12 protein-coding genes are annotated in these 14811 nt (G+C 44.2%); 9 read left to right on the top strand and 3 right to left on the bottom strand.

Annotated elements, in window-relative coordinates:
• The first annotated feature begins 3 nt into the window (after positions 1–3).
• From MHB41_RS09220 to MHB41_RS09190, 7 genes are read left to right on the top strand one after another with little or no spacing between them, the layout of a single operon-like run.
• A complete protein-coding gene (locus MHB41_RS09220) occupies positions 4–1641 on the top strand; it encodes an AMP-binding protein (protein WP_268437423.1) in 1638 nt (545 codons plus the stop codon).
• Positions 1642–1649: 8 nt separating this feature from the next.
• Positions 1650–2999 (top strand): acetyl-CoA carboxylase biotin carboxylase subunit, encoded by a 1350-nt coding sequence (locus MHB41_RS09215; RefSeq protein WP_252049464.1) that lies wholly within the window; start codon positions 1650–1652, stop codon positions 2997–2999.
• Entirely contained in the window at positions 2996–3211 is a 216-nt protein-coding gene (locus MHB41_RS09210; protein ID WP_024425681.1) for an acetyl-CoA carboxylase biotin carboxyl carrier protein subunit, read from the top strand. The genes MHB41_RS09215 and MHB41_RS09210 overlap by 4 nt, the downstream gene beginning before the upstream one ends.
• Positions 3212–3222: 11 nt before the next feature.
• Positions 3223–4131, top strand: coding sequence for a hydroxymethylglutaryl-CoA lyase (locus MHB41_RS09205; protein ID WP_024427768.1), 909 nt, complete (start codon positions 3223–3225; stop codon positions 4129–4131).
• Positions 4132–4143: 12 nt separating this feature from the next.
• On the top strand, positions 4144–4926 hold the full coding sequence (locus tag MHB41_RS09200) for an enoyl-CoA hydratase (RefSeq protein WP_125587023.1): 783 nt from the start codon (positions 4144–4146) through the stop codon (positions 4924–4926).
• A gap of 18 nt (positions 4927–4944) precedes the next feature.
• The gene (locus MHB41_RS09195) at positions 4945–6468 is read left to right on the top strand and encodes an acyl-CoA carboxylase subunit beta (RefSeq protein ID WP_197172901.1); all 1524 of its coding nucleotides are present in this window, start codon (positions 4945–4947) and stop codon (positions 6466–6468) included.
• Positions 6469–6481: 13 nt separating this feature from the next.
• Positions 6482–8416, top strand: coding sequence for an AMP-binding protein (locus MHB41_RS09190; RefSeq protein WP_340900233.1), 1935 nt, complete (start codon positions 6482–6484; stop codon positions 8414–8416).
• Between the two features lie 28 nt (positions 8417–8444).
• Here MHB41_RS09190 and cysI read toward each other — a convergent pair whose 3' ends face one another.
• A complete protein-coding gene (gene cysI / locus MHB41_RS09185) occupies positions 8445–10163 on the bottom strand; it encodes an assimilatory sulfite reductase (NADPH) hemoprotein subunit (RefSeq protein ID WP_252050493.1) in 1719 nt (572 codons plus the stop codon).
• A 33-nt stretch (positions 10164–10196) separates the two neighbouring features.
• Positions 10197–12014, bottom strand: a complete 1818-nt coding sequence (locus MHB41_RS09180; protein WP_252050492.1) for an assimilatory sulfite reductase (NADPH) flavoprotein subunit — start codon at positions 12012–12014, stop codon at positions 10197–10199.
• Between the two features lie 260 nt (positions 12015–12274).
• Here MHB41_RS09180 and MHB41_RS09175 point away from each other — a divergent pair, with 260 nt between their 5' ends.
• Positions 12275–12673 carry a DUF3221 domain-containing protein gene (locus tag MHB41_RS09175; protein ID WP_157834346.1) on the top strand — a complete coding sequence of 133 codons (399 nt, stop codon included), beginning with the start codon at positions 12275–12277 and terminating at the stop codon, positions 12671–12673.
• Positions 12674–12744: 71 nt separating this feature from the next.
• Here the strand turns inward: MHB41_RS09175 and MHB41_RS09170 are convergent, their stop codons facing one another.
• On the bottom strand, positions 12745–14172 hold the full coding sequence (locus MHB41_RS09170; protein ID WP_024427775.1) for an aldehyde dehydrogenase family protein: 1428 nt from the start codon (positions 14170–14172) through the stop codon (positions 12745–12747).
• A 211-nt stretch (positions 14173–14383) separates the two neighbouring features.
• Here MHB41_RS09170 and MHB41_RS09165 point away from each other — a divergent pair, with 211 nt between their 5' ends.
• Positions 14384–14809 carry a DMT family transporter gene (locus tag MHB41_RS09165; protein ID WP_024425673.1) on the top strand — a complete coding sequence of 142 codons (426 nt, stop codon included), beginning with the start codon at positions 14384–14386 and terminating at the stop codon, positions 14807–14809.
• Positions 14810–14811: the final 2 nt, after the last annotated feature.

Below are 14811 nucleotides of genomic sequence, written 5' to 3'. Positions count from 1 at the left end.
GCCATGATGTCGATTCATCCACAGACAATCGGCTCGTTATTAAAAGAGAAAAGGGAGCAGCATCCAGGACATGAAGCCATTGTGTATCCAGAACGTTCTTTACGTTATTCATATGAAGCGTTTTATCGAGAAGTCAAGGAAACCGGAAAAGGTCTTATGGCATTAGGGGTTCAAAAAGGGGATCATATCGCCATCATGGCGCCCAATGTACCCGAATGGCTCATGCTGCAATTCGCCTGCGCGTCGATTGGAGCCGTTCTTGTCACCGTGAATACAAACTTTCAATCACAAGAACTCGCTTATTTACTCAAGCACTCTGATAGTAGCATGCTGTTTATCGTAGACGGGTTTAAAGAGACATCCTATGTCAAAATGCTTGAAGAACTCATACCGGAGCTTCAAAACGCTCATCAAGGAGAGATCACATCCTCATCTTTTCCTTATTTAAAAAGTGTCGTCTATATAGGTGAGCACACGCCAAAGGCCATGCGCAGCTGGAACAGTATTCAAGCAGCTGCCAAAAGAACAGAGGATCATGAGTGGGAGAAACGAATGGATGAGCTTGAACCGGATGACGTCATTAATATGCAATATACCTCAGGCACAACCGGCTATCCAAAAGGAGTCATGCTCAGCCATACAAACATTGTCTGCAATGCCAGCCAAATCGCAGATTGTATGAAGCTCACCCAAAAGGACCGAATGTGTATCCCTGTTCCTTTCTTTCATTGCTTTGGATCCGTCCTTGGCGTGCTTGCATGTCTCACAAAAGGAGGAACGATCATTCCAATTGAATCCTTCCACCCAGAGCGAGTTCTTCAAACCGTAGAAAAAGAGAAGTGCACCGTCCTTCACGGCGTCCCGACAATGTTCATTGCAGAGCTCGACCATCCGAATTTTCACCAATACGATCTGTCCACATTACGAACGGGCATTATGGCAGGATCTCTTTGCCCATCCCATGTGATGAAAGCCGTCATTGAACAAATGGGACTGAAGGAGCTCACGATTGCTTACGGCCAGACCGAAAGCTCTCCTGTCATTACCCAAACAAGAACGGATGATTCATTTGAAAGGCGGGTTCAAACGGTCGGCCGGGCGCTTCCTCACATTGAAGTGAAAATCACCGTTCCAGGCACGCCGGAGGAAGTACCAAGAGGAGAACAAGGAGAGCTGTGTACAAGAGGCTATCATGTGATGAAAGGCTACTATAAAAATGAAGAAGCCACAAATGAAGTGATTGATCAGGACGGCTGGCTTCATACGGGTGATTTAGCAGAGATGGATGAGGACGGCTATGTGAAAATCACAGGACGGCTGAAAGATATGATCATTAGAGGCGGGGAGAATGTTTATCCAAAAGAGATTGAGGATGTTCTTTATACTCATCCGGATATTCTTGATGCACAGGTCGTTGGTATACCTGACGAGACGTATGGAGAAGAAGCCGCCGCATTCATTCGGCTTAAACAAGGTAGGACGGTGACAATTGAGACACTCACCAGCTATTGTCAGTCGCAAATGGCTCGCTACAAAATTCCTAAATATTTTTTCATCACTGACGAGTATCCAATGACCGCATCAGGGAAGATTCAAAAATTTCGTCTGAAAAAGCAGGCGCTTGATCTAATAAAGGAGTGAAGGCAGTGATGTTTCAACAAGTACTGATTGCAAATCGAGGCGAAATTGCTAGGCGAATTATTCGAACGTGTAAAAGGCTCGGGATCCACACCGTCGCCGTTTATTCAGAAGCAGATCAGCATGCACTTCATGTGCAAGAAGCAGACAGCGCCTATCTGATTGGAGGCGCGAAAGTATCTGAAAGCTATTTAAACATGGAAGCCATCATTCGTGTAGCCAAACAGACAAATACAGATGCCATCCACCCAGGATATGGCCTCTTATCAGAAAATGCAGCCTTTGCAGAACGCTGCCGCAGCGAAGGAATCGCCTTTATTGGCCCATCCGCACAAGTCATTCAGCGAATGGGGAATAAAATTGAAGCAAGAAAAACGATGGCTCAAGCAGGTATCCCCATTGTACCAGGCGTTTCAGCTCCGTTGCATGATGCAGAAGAAGGGGTCAGTCAAGCGCAGTCACTCGGTTATCCGATCATGCTCAAGGCATCAAGCGGGGGCGGAGGAATTGGCATGCAGCTCGTGCAAAATGACGAGGAGCTGTACAGGGCTTTTGAAGGGAATCAAAAAAGAGCGCAAAGCTTTTTCAACGATGGGACGCTGTATATGGAAAAGGTCATTGAAAACGCTCGGCACATTGAAATTCAGGTCCTTTTTGATTCCTTCGGCCATGGGGTTCACTTATTTGAGCGCGACTGTTCACTCCAGCGAAGACATCAAAAAATCATTGAAGAAGCACCAGCCGTCTGTCTCGATGAATCGGTGAGACATCAGATGGGGGAGATGGCCGTCAAAGCAGCCAAAGCGATTGGGTATGAAAATGCAGGAACGATTGAATGTTTAGTCGATCAGCATCAACAATTTTATTTCCTAGAAATGAACACAAGATTACAAGTAGAGCACCCTGTCACAGAAGAAATTACAGGCATTGACCTTGTCGAGGAGCAGCTGAAAATCGCTGCATGTGAGCCGCTTTCCTTTAATCAGGAGGATATTCATCAAATCGGCCATGCCATCGAGGTTAGAATTTATGCGGAAGATCCCGTCACCTTTTATCCATCACCAGGAACGATCACTCGGCTTTCCACACCTGAAGCTCCGTATATCCGTCATGAGTCAAGCGTGACAAATGGAAGCATCATTACCCCTTTTTACGATCCAATGATTGCGAAAATGATCGTTTACGGTGATACACGAAAACTTGCAATAGAACGATTAAAAGGGGCATTACAAGCATATGAAATAGAAGGGATCAAAACCAACTTACCGCTTTTAAGGGAAATGGCCGGATCTTCTGCTTTCTTACAAGGCAGCATCACCACCGATTTTCTCATGAAAAAAAGGGAGGAAAACCGTTCATGAAAACTGTCACAATTCAAATGGCCGGAAACTTGTGGAAGCTTCTTGTGAAACAAGGCGATGAAGTGCAAAAAGGACAGGAGGTTGCCATCTTAGAATCAATGAAAATGGAGATTCCGATCGTTGCTGAAGAGGGCGGGATCATCAGTAAAGTGTATAAGGCAGAGGGAGAGTTTGTCGATGAAGGAGAGGTTCTTTTAGAACTATCAGAATAGGAGGGAGCCAGATGGCATTACCAAAGAGTGTGCTTATCAGGGAGGTCGGCCCGCGGGACGGACTGCAAAATGAATCAGTCTGGCTTGACACAGGCGAGAAGCGAACGTGGATTGATCTGCTCGCAGCAGCCCAGCTCCCTTATATTGAAGTCACATCATTTGTTCATCCTAAATGGGTTCCAGCCTTAAAAGATGCCAAAGAACTCACCCAATCCTTTAACAAAAAAGACGACATCACCTATGCAGCACTCATTCCCAATGAAAAAGGCTTAGCTCATTTTTTTGAAGCCAATCTTGACACAGGCGCTATGTTCATCTCTTCGAGTGAAACACATAACAAGAAAAATATGAATCAATCCATCCACGAAACACTTCCTGTTATCAAACAAATGACAGCTGATTTAAAAGCAGCAGGAAAAAACACGCGCGCGTATATTTCCACCGTGTTTGGCTGCCCATATGAAAAACAAGTGCCAATGGATCAAGTCCTCCGGTTAACGGATATTTTGCTTTCTTATGGCATTGATGAAATATCTCTCGGTGACACCATAGGTGAAGCCCATCCGCTTCAAGTAGAAAGACGCTTAGACATTTTACTCGAACGTTTTCCTGCTGATAAAATCGCTCTTCATTTTCATGATACGAAGGGGATGGCTCTTGCGAATATTTATACGGCATTAAAAGCAGGGATCACCATATTTGACTCCTCCAGCGGCGGGCTTGGCGGATGTCCCTATGCACCTGGTTCCAGCGGAAATGTGGCGACAGAAGATGTGGTGCATATGCTTCAAAAACTAGGAATTGAGACAAATATTCACCTTCCTGCATTAATTAAAGCGGCAGAATGGATTGAAGCAAAAGTAGATCGAACCCTGCCTAGTCACTGTTTACGTGCTTTTCACTCTCAGACTACTTCATAAAGGATGAATAACATGACATCATTGGTCCATTTTTCGATACAAGATGAACAGATCGGCATCATGACCTTAAACAGGCCAGAACAAGCGAATTCCCTATCTGCTCCAATGCTGGAGGAGATCAATCAAATCATTCAAGAAATCAAACACGATGAAAGCATTCGCTGTCTTCTCATTACAGGAGCCGGTTCAAAAGTCTTTTGTGCTGGAGCAGATTTAAAAGAACGACGATTGATGACAGAAGCAGAAGCGAAAGGCGCTGTTCTTTCGATTCAGCAAACCTTTATCGAGATTGAATCTATTCCTGTACCTGTCATTGCAGTGATGAACGGACACGCACTAGGCGGAGGACTTGAGCTCGCGCTCGCTTGTGATCTCCGCATTGCACGAGCCGGAGCAAGACTCGGCCTGCCAGAAACAGGACTAGCTATCATACCAGGAGCCGGAGGGACGCAGCGCCTTCCGCGCCTCATTGGACTCGGTAAAGCAAAAGAACTTATTTTCACAGGCGCATCATTACAAGCAGAAGAAGCCATTCAAATTGGGCTGATTGAGCATATCTCTGTAGCAGATTCCCTCATGAACGATGCCATCTCTCTTGCAAAACAAATCATCAAAAATGGCCCGCTTGCCTTAAAAGAAGCGAAACAAGCGATTCAATCAAGCCTTGATCACGATTTGCATACAGGTTTGACAAAGGAATACGAAGCGTATCTACGGCTCATTGAGACAGAAGATCGAACGGAAGGTCTTCAAGCCTTCCAAGAAAAACGAACGCCTCAATACAGAGGCAGGTAGCAAGAAAGGGGAATGGGTATGATCGAAGGATATGAACTAAAAAAACAGCAGATTCTGAAAGGCGGGGCCGACCGATACCATCAAAAAAACAAAGAAAAAGGAAAATTGTTCGTCCGTGACCGCCTCCAGTTGTTATTAGATGAGGATTCTTTCATTGAGGATGCCATGTTTGCCGAGTGTCAAAATGAACATTTACCAGCAGATGGTGTTGTCACAGGGACAGGGCGGATGAATGGGCAGACTGTTTGCGTTATGGCAAATGATTCTACCGTCAAAGCAGGATCATGGGGCGTCAAAACGGTAGAAAAAATCATTAGAATCCAGGAAACAGCCGAAAAGCTCAACTGCCCAATGCTGTATTTAGTTGACTCTGCGGGTGCTAGAATCACCGATCAAATCGCCATGTTTCCAGGCAGAAGGGGTGCAGGCCGCATTTTTTATAACCAGGTGAAGCTGTCTGGACGTATCCCGCAAATTTGTTTACTATTTGGTCCTTCGGCAGCCGGAGGTGCTTACATTCCTGCTTTTTGTGACATCGTCGTCATGGTCGAAGGGAATGCCTCAATGTACTTAGGCTCACCGCGAATGGCCGAAATGGTGATTGGAGAGAAAGTATCACTTGAAGAAATGGGCGGAGCAAAAATGCATTGCAGCATTTCTGGATGCGGCGATATTTTAGCAAAAACAGAGGAAGAAGCCATTCAAATCGCCCGCACTTATTTAACTTACATGCCTGCCAACTATACAGAAAAACCAAAGCGGGCAGCCGCAATCGCACCTAAACCATCAGAGATCACCATCCAAGACCTCATTCCTAAAGGGCAGAATACCCCTTTTGATATGTATCAGCTCATTGATTTACTCATTGATGAAGGATCATTTTTTGAAATCAAAAAACTGTTTGCCGCAGAATTGATCACAGGCTTTGGCCGCATGAATGGTCAGCCTGTCGGTCTTATTGCCAACCAGCCGAGGGTAAAAGGCGGCGTTTTATTCCATGACTCAGCCGACAAAGCGGCTAAGTTTATTCAGCTATGTGACGCCTTTCATATTCCACTCCTTTTCCTTGCCGATATACCGGGGTTTATGATCGGAACAAAAGTGGAACAAGCAGGCATTATCAGGCACGGAGCGAAAATGATCTCCGCCATGTCAGAGGCAACCGTTCCGAAAATATCCGTCATTGTTCGTAAAGCATATGGTGCAGGTTTATATGCAATGGCAGGACCGGCCTTTGAACCGGACTGCTGTCTCGCACTTCCATCAGCACAAATTGCTGTCATGGGGCCAGAAGCCGCTGTAAATGCTGTCTATGCGAATAAAATTGCCGAACTGCCTGCTGAGGAAAGAGCAGCATTTATTCAAGAGAAACGCAAGGAATACCAGGAAGATATGAATATATATGAGCTTGCCTCTGAAATGATTGTCGATGGTGTCATCCCATTTGACCATTTGCGAGATGAGCTTTGTCATAGATTACAAGCCTATACCTCTAAAGAGATGACATTTACAAGACGAAAACACCCGGTTTATCCGGTCTAAAGGGGGCGGACTCATGATGAACCTAAAACCAGCGTGGATACCCGAAGAACAGATGATGAAACAAACACGCCTTTACAAATGGATGCATTCACTTGGTTTTTCTACTTATGATGCGTTCTATCAAGCTAGTATCGAGCGGACCGATTGGTTTTGGAGAGTAGCCGAAAAGGCGGTTGGCATCGTGTGGAAGAAGCGGTATGAAGCCGCATTAGGCCAAGATTCATTCATGTGGCCCAATTGGTATAAAGGCGGCCGGCTCAACGTGGTCGAAACGGCTGTTGACAAATGGGCAGAGAATGAAGAAACCCAGCATCAACCAGCTGTGATGTGGAGAAATGAAGCGGGAGAAGAGAGAAGATGGTCGTTCCTCGAACTTCAAGAAAAGGTCAATCGTCTCGCTGCTGGTTTTTTGAAAAAGGGAATACAAAAAGGGGATGTAGCGGTCATTTATATGCCGATGCTTCCGGAAACAGCTGCCGTCATGCTTGCCTTTGCAAAGATTGGTGTCATCTTTAGCCCGGTTTTTTCTGGCTATGGAAGCGAGCCTCTTGCCGTACGTATTCGTGCATCAGGTGCAACCATTGTCGTCACAGGCTCAAGCGTGACGCGCCGGGGAAAGACAATCAACATGCGTGAATGTGCGGCAGAAGCGATCGACAAAACCAAGACTGTCCAAACAGTCATTGTACATGCTTCCTCTTCTACTGGATATAAAGAGGATATTCAGCTAAACGATTTGTTAAAAGAGGAACCACTGAGTAAAACAACTTATCTTTCAAATGAAGATCCCCTTATGATCTTATACACGTCTGGAACAACCGGTACACCAAAAGGGGCTGTCCATACACACGCAGGCTTTCCTGTAAAAGCGGCTTTTGATGCCGGTCTTTGTATGGACGTTGCAAAAGGAGACCGTTTGTTTTGGCTCACAGACATGGGATGGATGATGGGGCCCTTTCTCGTCTTTGGCGGCTTGATCAATGGAGCTGCAATTGTTTTATATGACGGCGCCCCCGATTATCCAGATGAACACCACCTTTGGTCATTCATCCACGAGCAAAAAGTCACCCATTTTGGACTTTCACCTACTTTTGTTCGTTCTGCGATGCAGCAAAACCTTTCAGACATTGAGCTGCCGCATGTGAAAGCCATCATATCTACAGGTGAACCGTGGAATGAAGCACCATGGCAATGGCTTTTTGACACCATTGGTCAAAAGCACATTCCAATCTTAAATTACTCAGGGGGAACAGAGGTTTCTGGCGGTATTGTAGGAAGTACGCTGCTTCGTCCAATCAAACCGATCCTTTTTAATGCGGCCATCTTAGGAATGGCGGCAGATGTGTATAATGAGGCAGGAGAGAGCGTTCTGAATGAGGTAGGGGAGCTTGTTGTGAAAAAGCCGTGGGTCGGCATGACATGTGGGTTTTGGAAAGATCCGGAGCGATATGAAGACACCTATTTTAAACGATTTGATGGGGTGTGGACGCACGGTGATTGGGTGATGCAATCAGAGGATGGCTCATTCCATATCACGGGCAGATCGGATGATGTCATTAATACAGCAGGTAAACGCATTGGTCCAGCTGAAATTGAATCCATTCTTGTCGGGCATCCAGCCGTACATGAGGCTGCTGTGATTGGAGTAAAGGATGAGGTGAAGGGAGAAGCACTAGTTTGTTTCATTGTGGCCAGTTCACAGACTTTTGAAGAAGCAGCACTCATTCAAGAGCTCAAAATACATGTTGGTTCATATGCGGGAAAAGCGCTCACACCAAAGGAAATTCATCTCATTTCAGCTTTACCGAAAACAAGAAACGGAAAAATCGTCCGGCGTTTATTAAAAGGAGCTTATGAACAGCAGCCTTCACCAGATCTTTCGTCTCTAGATAATCCTGATGTGTATTACAGCATTTGCGAATACTTGAAAAGAAAACAAAGTCCATAAAAAAAGACAGGAGAGCGTCCTGTCTTTTTTATTGCACATGAAAATTCGTGCCATCTGTTGTTTCTTTTACAATACCTGCCCGAATCACAAAATCACCGAAATGTTCATGTTCCTCGCGTTCTTTTGCATAGCGGGGGAGTAGAGAGCCAAGCTCGTTTAAAATGTCTTCTTCTCCTACATTTTCTCGGTACAGTTTACTTAATCTGCTGCCATCAAACGCAGCGCCAAGATACATGTTGTATTTGCCAGGTGATTTCCCGATAAAGCCAATTTCACCAAGCGCATGACGGGCACATCCATTTGGACATCCAGTCATACGAATCGTGATTTCTTTATCACTTAAGCCATTTTCTTCGACAATCTCTTCAATTTTGTCAATTAAGCGCGGGAGGTAGCGTTCTGCCTCTGCCATCGCTAAGCCGCATGTCGGAAGAGCAACACAGGCCATTGAACTGCGGCGAAGTGCAGAGTGCTGCTGTCCATCTGACAAACCAAACTCCTGAATGAGCTGCTCGATTTGTTTCTTTTTATGAGATGTGACGTTTCCAATGATCAAATTTTGATTCGCTGTTAAGCGGAAGTCACCTGTATGAATCTTTGCGATTTCACGAATGCCTGTCATCAGCGGATAATCATCGTAATCCGTGATACGTCCGCCTTCTACAAACATCGTATAATGCCATCTGCCATTAATGCCTTTTACCCAGCCATAGCGGTCACCGTTATGATCGAAGTGATAATCTCTTGCGTCTAATAGGGTAAATCCAAGGCGGCGCTCAAGCTCTTCTTTTACATTCTCAAGACCGAGGCGGTCCACTGTATATTTAAAGCGGGCATTTTTTCTCACCGAACGGTTTCCGTAGTCCCGCTGGATGGTGATCACTTGTTTGGCAATCTCTACAACTTGTTCCGGTGTACAAAAGCCAATTACTTTTGCAAGCTGAGGATAGGTCGCTGTATCACCATGAGTCATGCCCATTCCACCGCCAATCGCGACATTAAAACCGACTAATTGATCATTTTCAATAATCGCAATGAAGCCTAAATCCTGCGAAAAAACATCAATATCGTTAGCAGGAGGGACCGCCACACCAATCTTGAATTTTCTTGGCAAATAAAGTGGACCATACATCGGCTCAACCTCTGTATCAGGCGTTGCTGCTACCTTTTCCTCATCAAGCCAAATTTCATGATACGCTCTTGTTTGCGGAAGCAGGTCATCACTTAATTTTTTGGCAAGCTCGTATACATCATGGTGCACTTCTGATTGATAAGGATTTGATGTACACATGACATTACGGTTCACATCGCCGCAAGCAGCGATCGTATCAAGCATAGTGGAATGAATGTCTTGAATGGTCTTTTTCATGTTCCATTTTAAAATACCGTGAAGCTGAAAGGTTTCACGAGTTGTCAGCTTTAACGTACCGTTTCCATATTTATGAGCAAGCTCATCCATCACAAGCCACTGTTTGGATGTAGCGATTCCGCCAGGCAGGCGGACGCGCAGCATAAATTGATAGGCAGGCTCAAGCTTTTGTTTTTGCCGTTCATTTCTCAGGTCACGATCATCCTGTAAATAACTGCCGTGATGCTTCATCAGACGGTTGTCATCATCAGGAATACCCGCTGAAATCGGATCAAGCATCACTTCTTTTAAAGTACCCCGTAAATAATCACTTTTTTCTTTGATTTCCTCTACGTCGCTCGGAGGTCCATCCGGCGCTGTTAATGCTGTCTTCACCATGTAAGTAAAAGCTCCTTTCTTTCAAGCATTCAATCAATATACGTCACGCTGATAGCGTTTTTGCTGCTGCAAGTTGGCTAGATAGCTTTCAGCTTTCTCTTTGCTCATCGCACCTTCTTCTTGGATGATTGATAGAAGGGTATTATGAACATCATGCGCCATATGTTTTTCATCTCCGCAGACATATACATAGGCACCTTGCTCCAGCCATTCGAATAATTCTTTACTTTGTTTCTTCATTTGGTGCTGGACATATACTTTTTCCTCTGAATCTCTTGAAAAAGCCACATCCATTTTCGTTAACACACCATCTTTTAACCACTTTTGCCATTCGGTTTGATATAAGAAATCCGTCACAAAGTGCTGATCACCGAAGAACAGCCATGACTTTCCGTCTGCACCGACTTCCTCGCGCTCCTGCATAAAGGAACGGAAAGGGGCGATGCCTGTGCCTGGTCCTACCATAATGATCGGTGCTTCAGGGTTTTCAGGAAGCTTAAAGTTTTGATTGTGCTGGATATAAACAGGCAGCTTATCACCTGGCTCTAAGCGCTCCGCACATAAGATTGAGCAGACACCTTGACGTTCTCTTCCGTGAGCATCATATCTCACAGCACCGATCGTCAAATGAACTTCCTCTTCATTTGCTTTCAGGCTGCTTGCAATGGAATAAAGGCGAGCCGGAATTTTTCTTAAAATGGCAGTGAAGTCTGCCGCTGTTCCTTCAAAAGGACCGAAATCACGAGCAGCATCTACTAAATCTCTTCCTGCTATATACTCTTTTAACTTTTCTTCGTTTCCTTCTTCTAAAAGGGCCTGCAAGGCTTCGCTTTTTGTAAAGGACGCCATCTTTTGAAGAAGAGGTTTTGTCAATACGGTAATCTCAAAATGAGAGGTAAGTGCTTCTTTTAAAGGAAGCGTGTCGCCGTTTTTATGAACGGTTACGGCTTCCTCTGCATTCCATCCGCATGTTGTGATCAATTCATCAACAAGCGCAGGATCATTTGTTGGATAAATACCAAGGCTGTCACCCGGCTCATAAACAAGTCCTGATCCTTCAAGAGAAAGCTCTAAATGACGGGTTTCTTTGTTAGAACCGCGGCCATTTAAGTTGATATTTTCAAGCACTTCAGCATAAAAAGGATTTGTTCTTGAGTATTCAGATGCTGCCGTTTGAGTGTTCGCTTCCGCTGATTCCTGCGGGGCTGCGGCTCCGCCTTCGTTAAGTGAAGATGCCACCCCTTGAAGCCATTCAGAAAACGGCTCATCATAATCAAGATCACAGTCCACTCGATCGAAAAGACGCGTTCCGCCAAGCTCTTTTAAGCGCTCATCAAATTCTTTACCTGTTTGACAGAAGAATTCGTAAGAGCTGTCACCAAGTGATAGGACAGAAAAGCTTAAATGATCGAGCTTTGGTGCCCGTCTGCCGTGAACATATTCATGGAAAGAAAGGGCATTATCAGGCGGATCTCCCTCGCCATGTGTGCTGACGATAATCAGTAAATTGTTTATTTTTTTCAGACTATTTGGTTTAAAATCTGACATAGAAGAGAGCGTCACTTGAAAACCTTTCTCTTCAAGATGCTGAGCTGTCTTTTTTGCTAACCCTTCAGAATTGCCTGTTTGTGAGCCATAAAGGACGGTCACATCTTTGCTGACAGGCTGCGCTGGTGCTGCGGCAGAAGGAGAAGGGGCTAAGGCAGTGTTTTCTGATCCGGCTAAAGCTGCCTGTGCTGATAAATAACCGGTAAGCCAAATTTTTTGCTGATCTGTTAAAGTCGGAAGCAGCTGATTAAGCAGTTCTGCCTGCTCCTGACTAAACGGACTGTTCAATACATGAAGTTGCAACGATATCCACCTCACAAGGAATATAAACATAGATTAATTCGATAGGAATTATATATATAGGTTCAATTTGAACTTTACCGAAAGTTTGCCATTAAGTAAAATATATAATATTGATTGTCATGATTAAGATTTCTAATACCTTTGCAAGGAGAAGGAACTTGAAGGTGAATCGTTTAACTGTATAAAGCATCTTTAGAAAAATGGGCCGTTTTGAATGAAGAGACGATCGTAAGGGATTGAAAAGGGGTGTATGAAAGTTGATGCAGATAAAGTTTAAAAATATAAAATGTTTTCGGCTTGTCATCTTGATTTTTCTCATTTTATTAGTAGCGTGCAATTCTCCAAAGGATAATATAAAAGATTCATACAATCAGAATAAAACAACAGCACCTTTTTCAAAAAAAGGCATCCTGCTAAGAAAAGGGGAGACGAATTTACTTCTTATAAACAATAAAACGCCATTAAAAAGCGATGATTCATTGAAAACTCATCTTCTTATTGAAAAGTATAAAAATGATCTCATCGTTATGGATTTAACAAAAGTAGACTCTAAAGAGCTGTCACAGGGTCAAACGATTGAAGTTTGGTTTGATGAGTTACAAGAATCGTTTCCTCCTAAAGCAACGGTCGAAAAATATAAAATCATGATGGATAAGTAGGGGAGCAGGGGGCAGATTCTTTCTATCATGAAAAAAGGAGAAAAACCTTAGAGTTTTTCTCCTTTTTCAAATTATGCTGTTGGAAGTCCCATCACAGCTTTCACTTCTAAATATTCCTCGATACCGAAGTCTCCCCATTCTCTTCCGATACCAGATTGCTTAAAGCCGCCAAATGGGGCAAAGTAATCTGTTTCGGCGTTGTTAATGGTAATTTGACCGGCACGAATATGTTCAGCTACATATTTTAATGTTTTTTCATCTTTTCCAACCACATAGCCAGCAAGACCGTACACTGTATCATTGGCAATCTCAAGGGCATGATCCAGGTCTTGATATGTGATCACACTCATGACGGGTCCGAATATTTCCTCTTGCGCAATGGTCATATCATTCTTCACATTTGTGAAAATAGTATGCTTGGCGAAATATCCTTTGTCTAGTCCGTCCGGCTTACCAGTTCCCCCAGCAAGCAGGTGAGCACCTTCTTCAATTCCTTTTTCAATATAAGACTGCACGGTATCCCATTGCTTTTTGGAGACAAGCGGGCCAGTGGCGTGATCTTCTCTCGGATCACCAACTGTAAACTTCGGCAGGGCATTCAGCAGCGCTTTTTCAAATGCGTCTTTCATTGATTCAGGAATCAGCACACGTGTAGCTGCGGAACATACTTGACCTGTATTCATCGCAATATGATGAACGGCTGTTTCGGCTGCCTCATCCACATCTGCATCATCTAAGATGATAAGAGGGGATTTCCCGCCGAGCTCAAGAGCCACTTTCTTAATATTGTCTGCAGCATTTTCCATTATTTTAGAGCCGACAGCACCTGATCCCGTAAATGAAACAAAGTCAATATCAGGGTGTGAGCTAATGCCGTCACCAATGACATCACCAGTTCCGTTTACTAGGTTGAAGACGCCTTTCGGTACGCCAGCTTCATCAATGATGTCTGCAAGAATCATTGCGGCAAAAGGTGTAATTTCCGCAGGCTTTAAGACAACTGGTGAGCCTGCTGCAATGGCACCCGCGATTTTAAGTGATGTTTGATTTGTTGGGAAATTCCAAGGTGTAATCAATCCGCTGACACCAATCGCTTCTTTTATAATAGTGTGCCCGCCGCGGTCCTCAGTAAATGTATACGATTTAAGTGCTTCCGCTGCTTTAGAAAAATGTTCATGTCCCATTTTGTAATGAACCTCTTCCGATACTTTCAGCGGTGCACCGAGCTCTTGTGTCATGACTTCAATTAGTTCATCCTTACGCTTTTCGTAGCCACGCACAATGTTTTCCAGCATCTTTACGCGTTCATTTCGAGATGTTTTTGAGAAAGAAGGGAAGGCGGCACGAGCAGCTTTGACTGCCTTATCTAAATCTTCTTTTGTTCCTAAACTAATGGTGCCAATGACTTCCTCTGTAGCAGGATTGATGACTTCCGTCGTTTCGTTTCCTGTTGATGCGATCCATTCTCCGTTAATAAAATGTTTCTCTTGATTTCTCATTCTGACATGTCTCCTTTTTATATGTGATTCCATTCAATATTCTGTTTTCAGGTGATATAAAACTGTACCCACTGTGAAAAATCTAAAACGATGCAACTGTAAAAGAAAAAGTTTCTGATATAATACGCAAAGTGGGACATATGTCCTTTTCAACATCAGGGCATCTATCTTTTAATGGAACTAGACTGAAAAAGAAGGAGCATTTGAACGAATGAAAGGTGTTATTTTCGCTTTATTAGGAGGCGCTTGTATTACACTGCAAGGCGTCGCAAACGCAAGAATCAGCCAGGATATCGGGACATGGCAGGCGGCAACCATCACGCAGCTGACCGGCTTTATGATCGCACTGATCATTTTACTGATCGTACGTGACGGTCACTTTCGAGAATATCAAAAGGTGCAGCCGCTTTATTTAGTAGGCGGTGCATTTGCAGCCATTATTATTTTCAATGAAGTGACTGCGATTCAAATGATCGGTGTCACACTGACCATCGCTGCTTTACTCATTGCTCAGCTTGCTTTCACCTTTGCAATCGATGCAAAAGGATGGTTTGGTGTACAGAAGAAGAAAATGAAATGGCAGCATTATGCAGGAATTCTATTGATGATCGCAGGCGTCATCATTTTAAAGCTATAAAG

This window comes from Bacillus sp. FSL H7-0578, assembly GCF_038630855.1.
GTDB lineage: Bacteria > Bacillota > Bacilli > Bacillales > Bacillaceae > Bacillus > Bacillus safensis.
Note: the sequence above shows the minus strand (reverse complement) of the source record. Positions and strands in the feature narration are given on the sequence as shown.

Bases quoted from the DNA above. Each gene is read 5' to 3' on its own strand.
- MHB41_RS09220 (WP_268437423.1), top strand. From the start codon at position 4: ATGATGTCGATTCATCCACAGACAATCGGCTCGTTATTAAAAGAGAAA.
- MHB41_RS09215 (WP_252049464.1), top strand. From the start codon at position 1,650: ATGTTTCAACAAGTACTGATTGCAAATCGAGGCGAAATTGCTAGGCGA.
- MHB41_RS09210 (WP_024425681.1), top strand. From the start codon at position 2,996: ATGAAAACTGTCACAATTCAAATGGCCGGAAACTTGTGGAAGCTTCTT.
- MHB41_RS09205 (WP_024427768.1), top strand. From the start codon at position 3,223: ATGGCATTACCAAAGAGTGTGCTTATCAGGGAGGTCGGCCCGCGGGAC.
- MHB41_RS09200 (WP_125587023.1), top strand. From the start codon at position 4,144: ATGACATCATTGGTCCATTTTTCGATACAAGATGAACAGATCGGCATC.
- MHB41_RS09195 (WP_197172901.1), top strand. From the start codon at position 4,945: ATGATCGAAGGATATGAACTAAAAAAACAGCAGATTCTGAAAGGCGGG.
- MHB41_RS09190 (WP_340900233.1), top strand. From the start codon at position 6,482: ATGATGAACCTAAAACCAGCGTGGATACCCGAAGAACAGATGATGAAA.
- cysI (WP_252050493.1), bottom strand. From the start codon at position 10,163: ATGGTGAAGACAGCATTAACAGCGCCGGATGGACCTCCGAGCGACGTA.
- MHB41_RS09175 (WP_157834346.1), top strand. From the start codon at position 12,275: ATGCAGATAAAGTTTAAAAATATAAAATGTTTTCGGCTTGTCATCTTG.
- MHB41_RS09170 (WP_024427775.1), bottom strand. From the start codon at position 14,172: ATGAGAAATCAAGAGAAACATTTTATTAACGGAGAATGGATCGCATCA.
- MHB41_RS09165 (WP_024425673.1), top strand. From the start codon at position 14,384: ATGAAAGGTGTTATTTTCGCTTTATTAGGAGGCGCTTGTATTACACTG.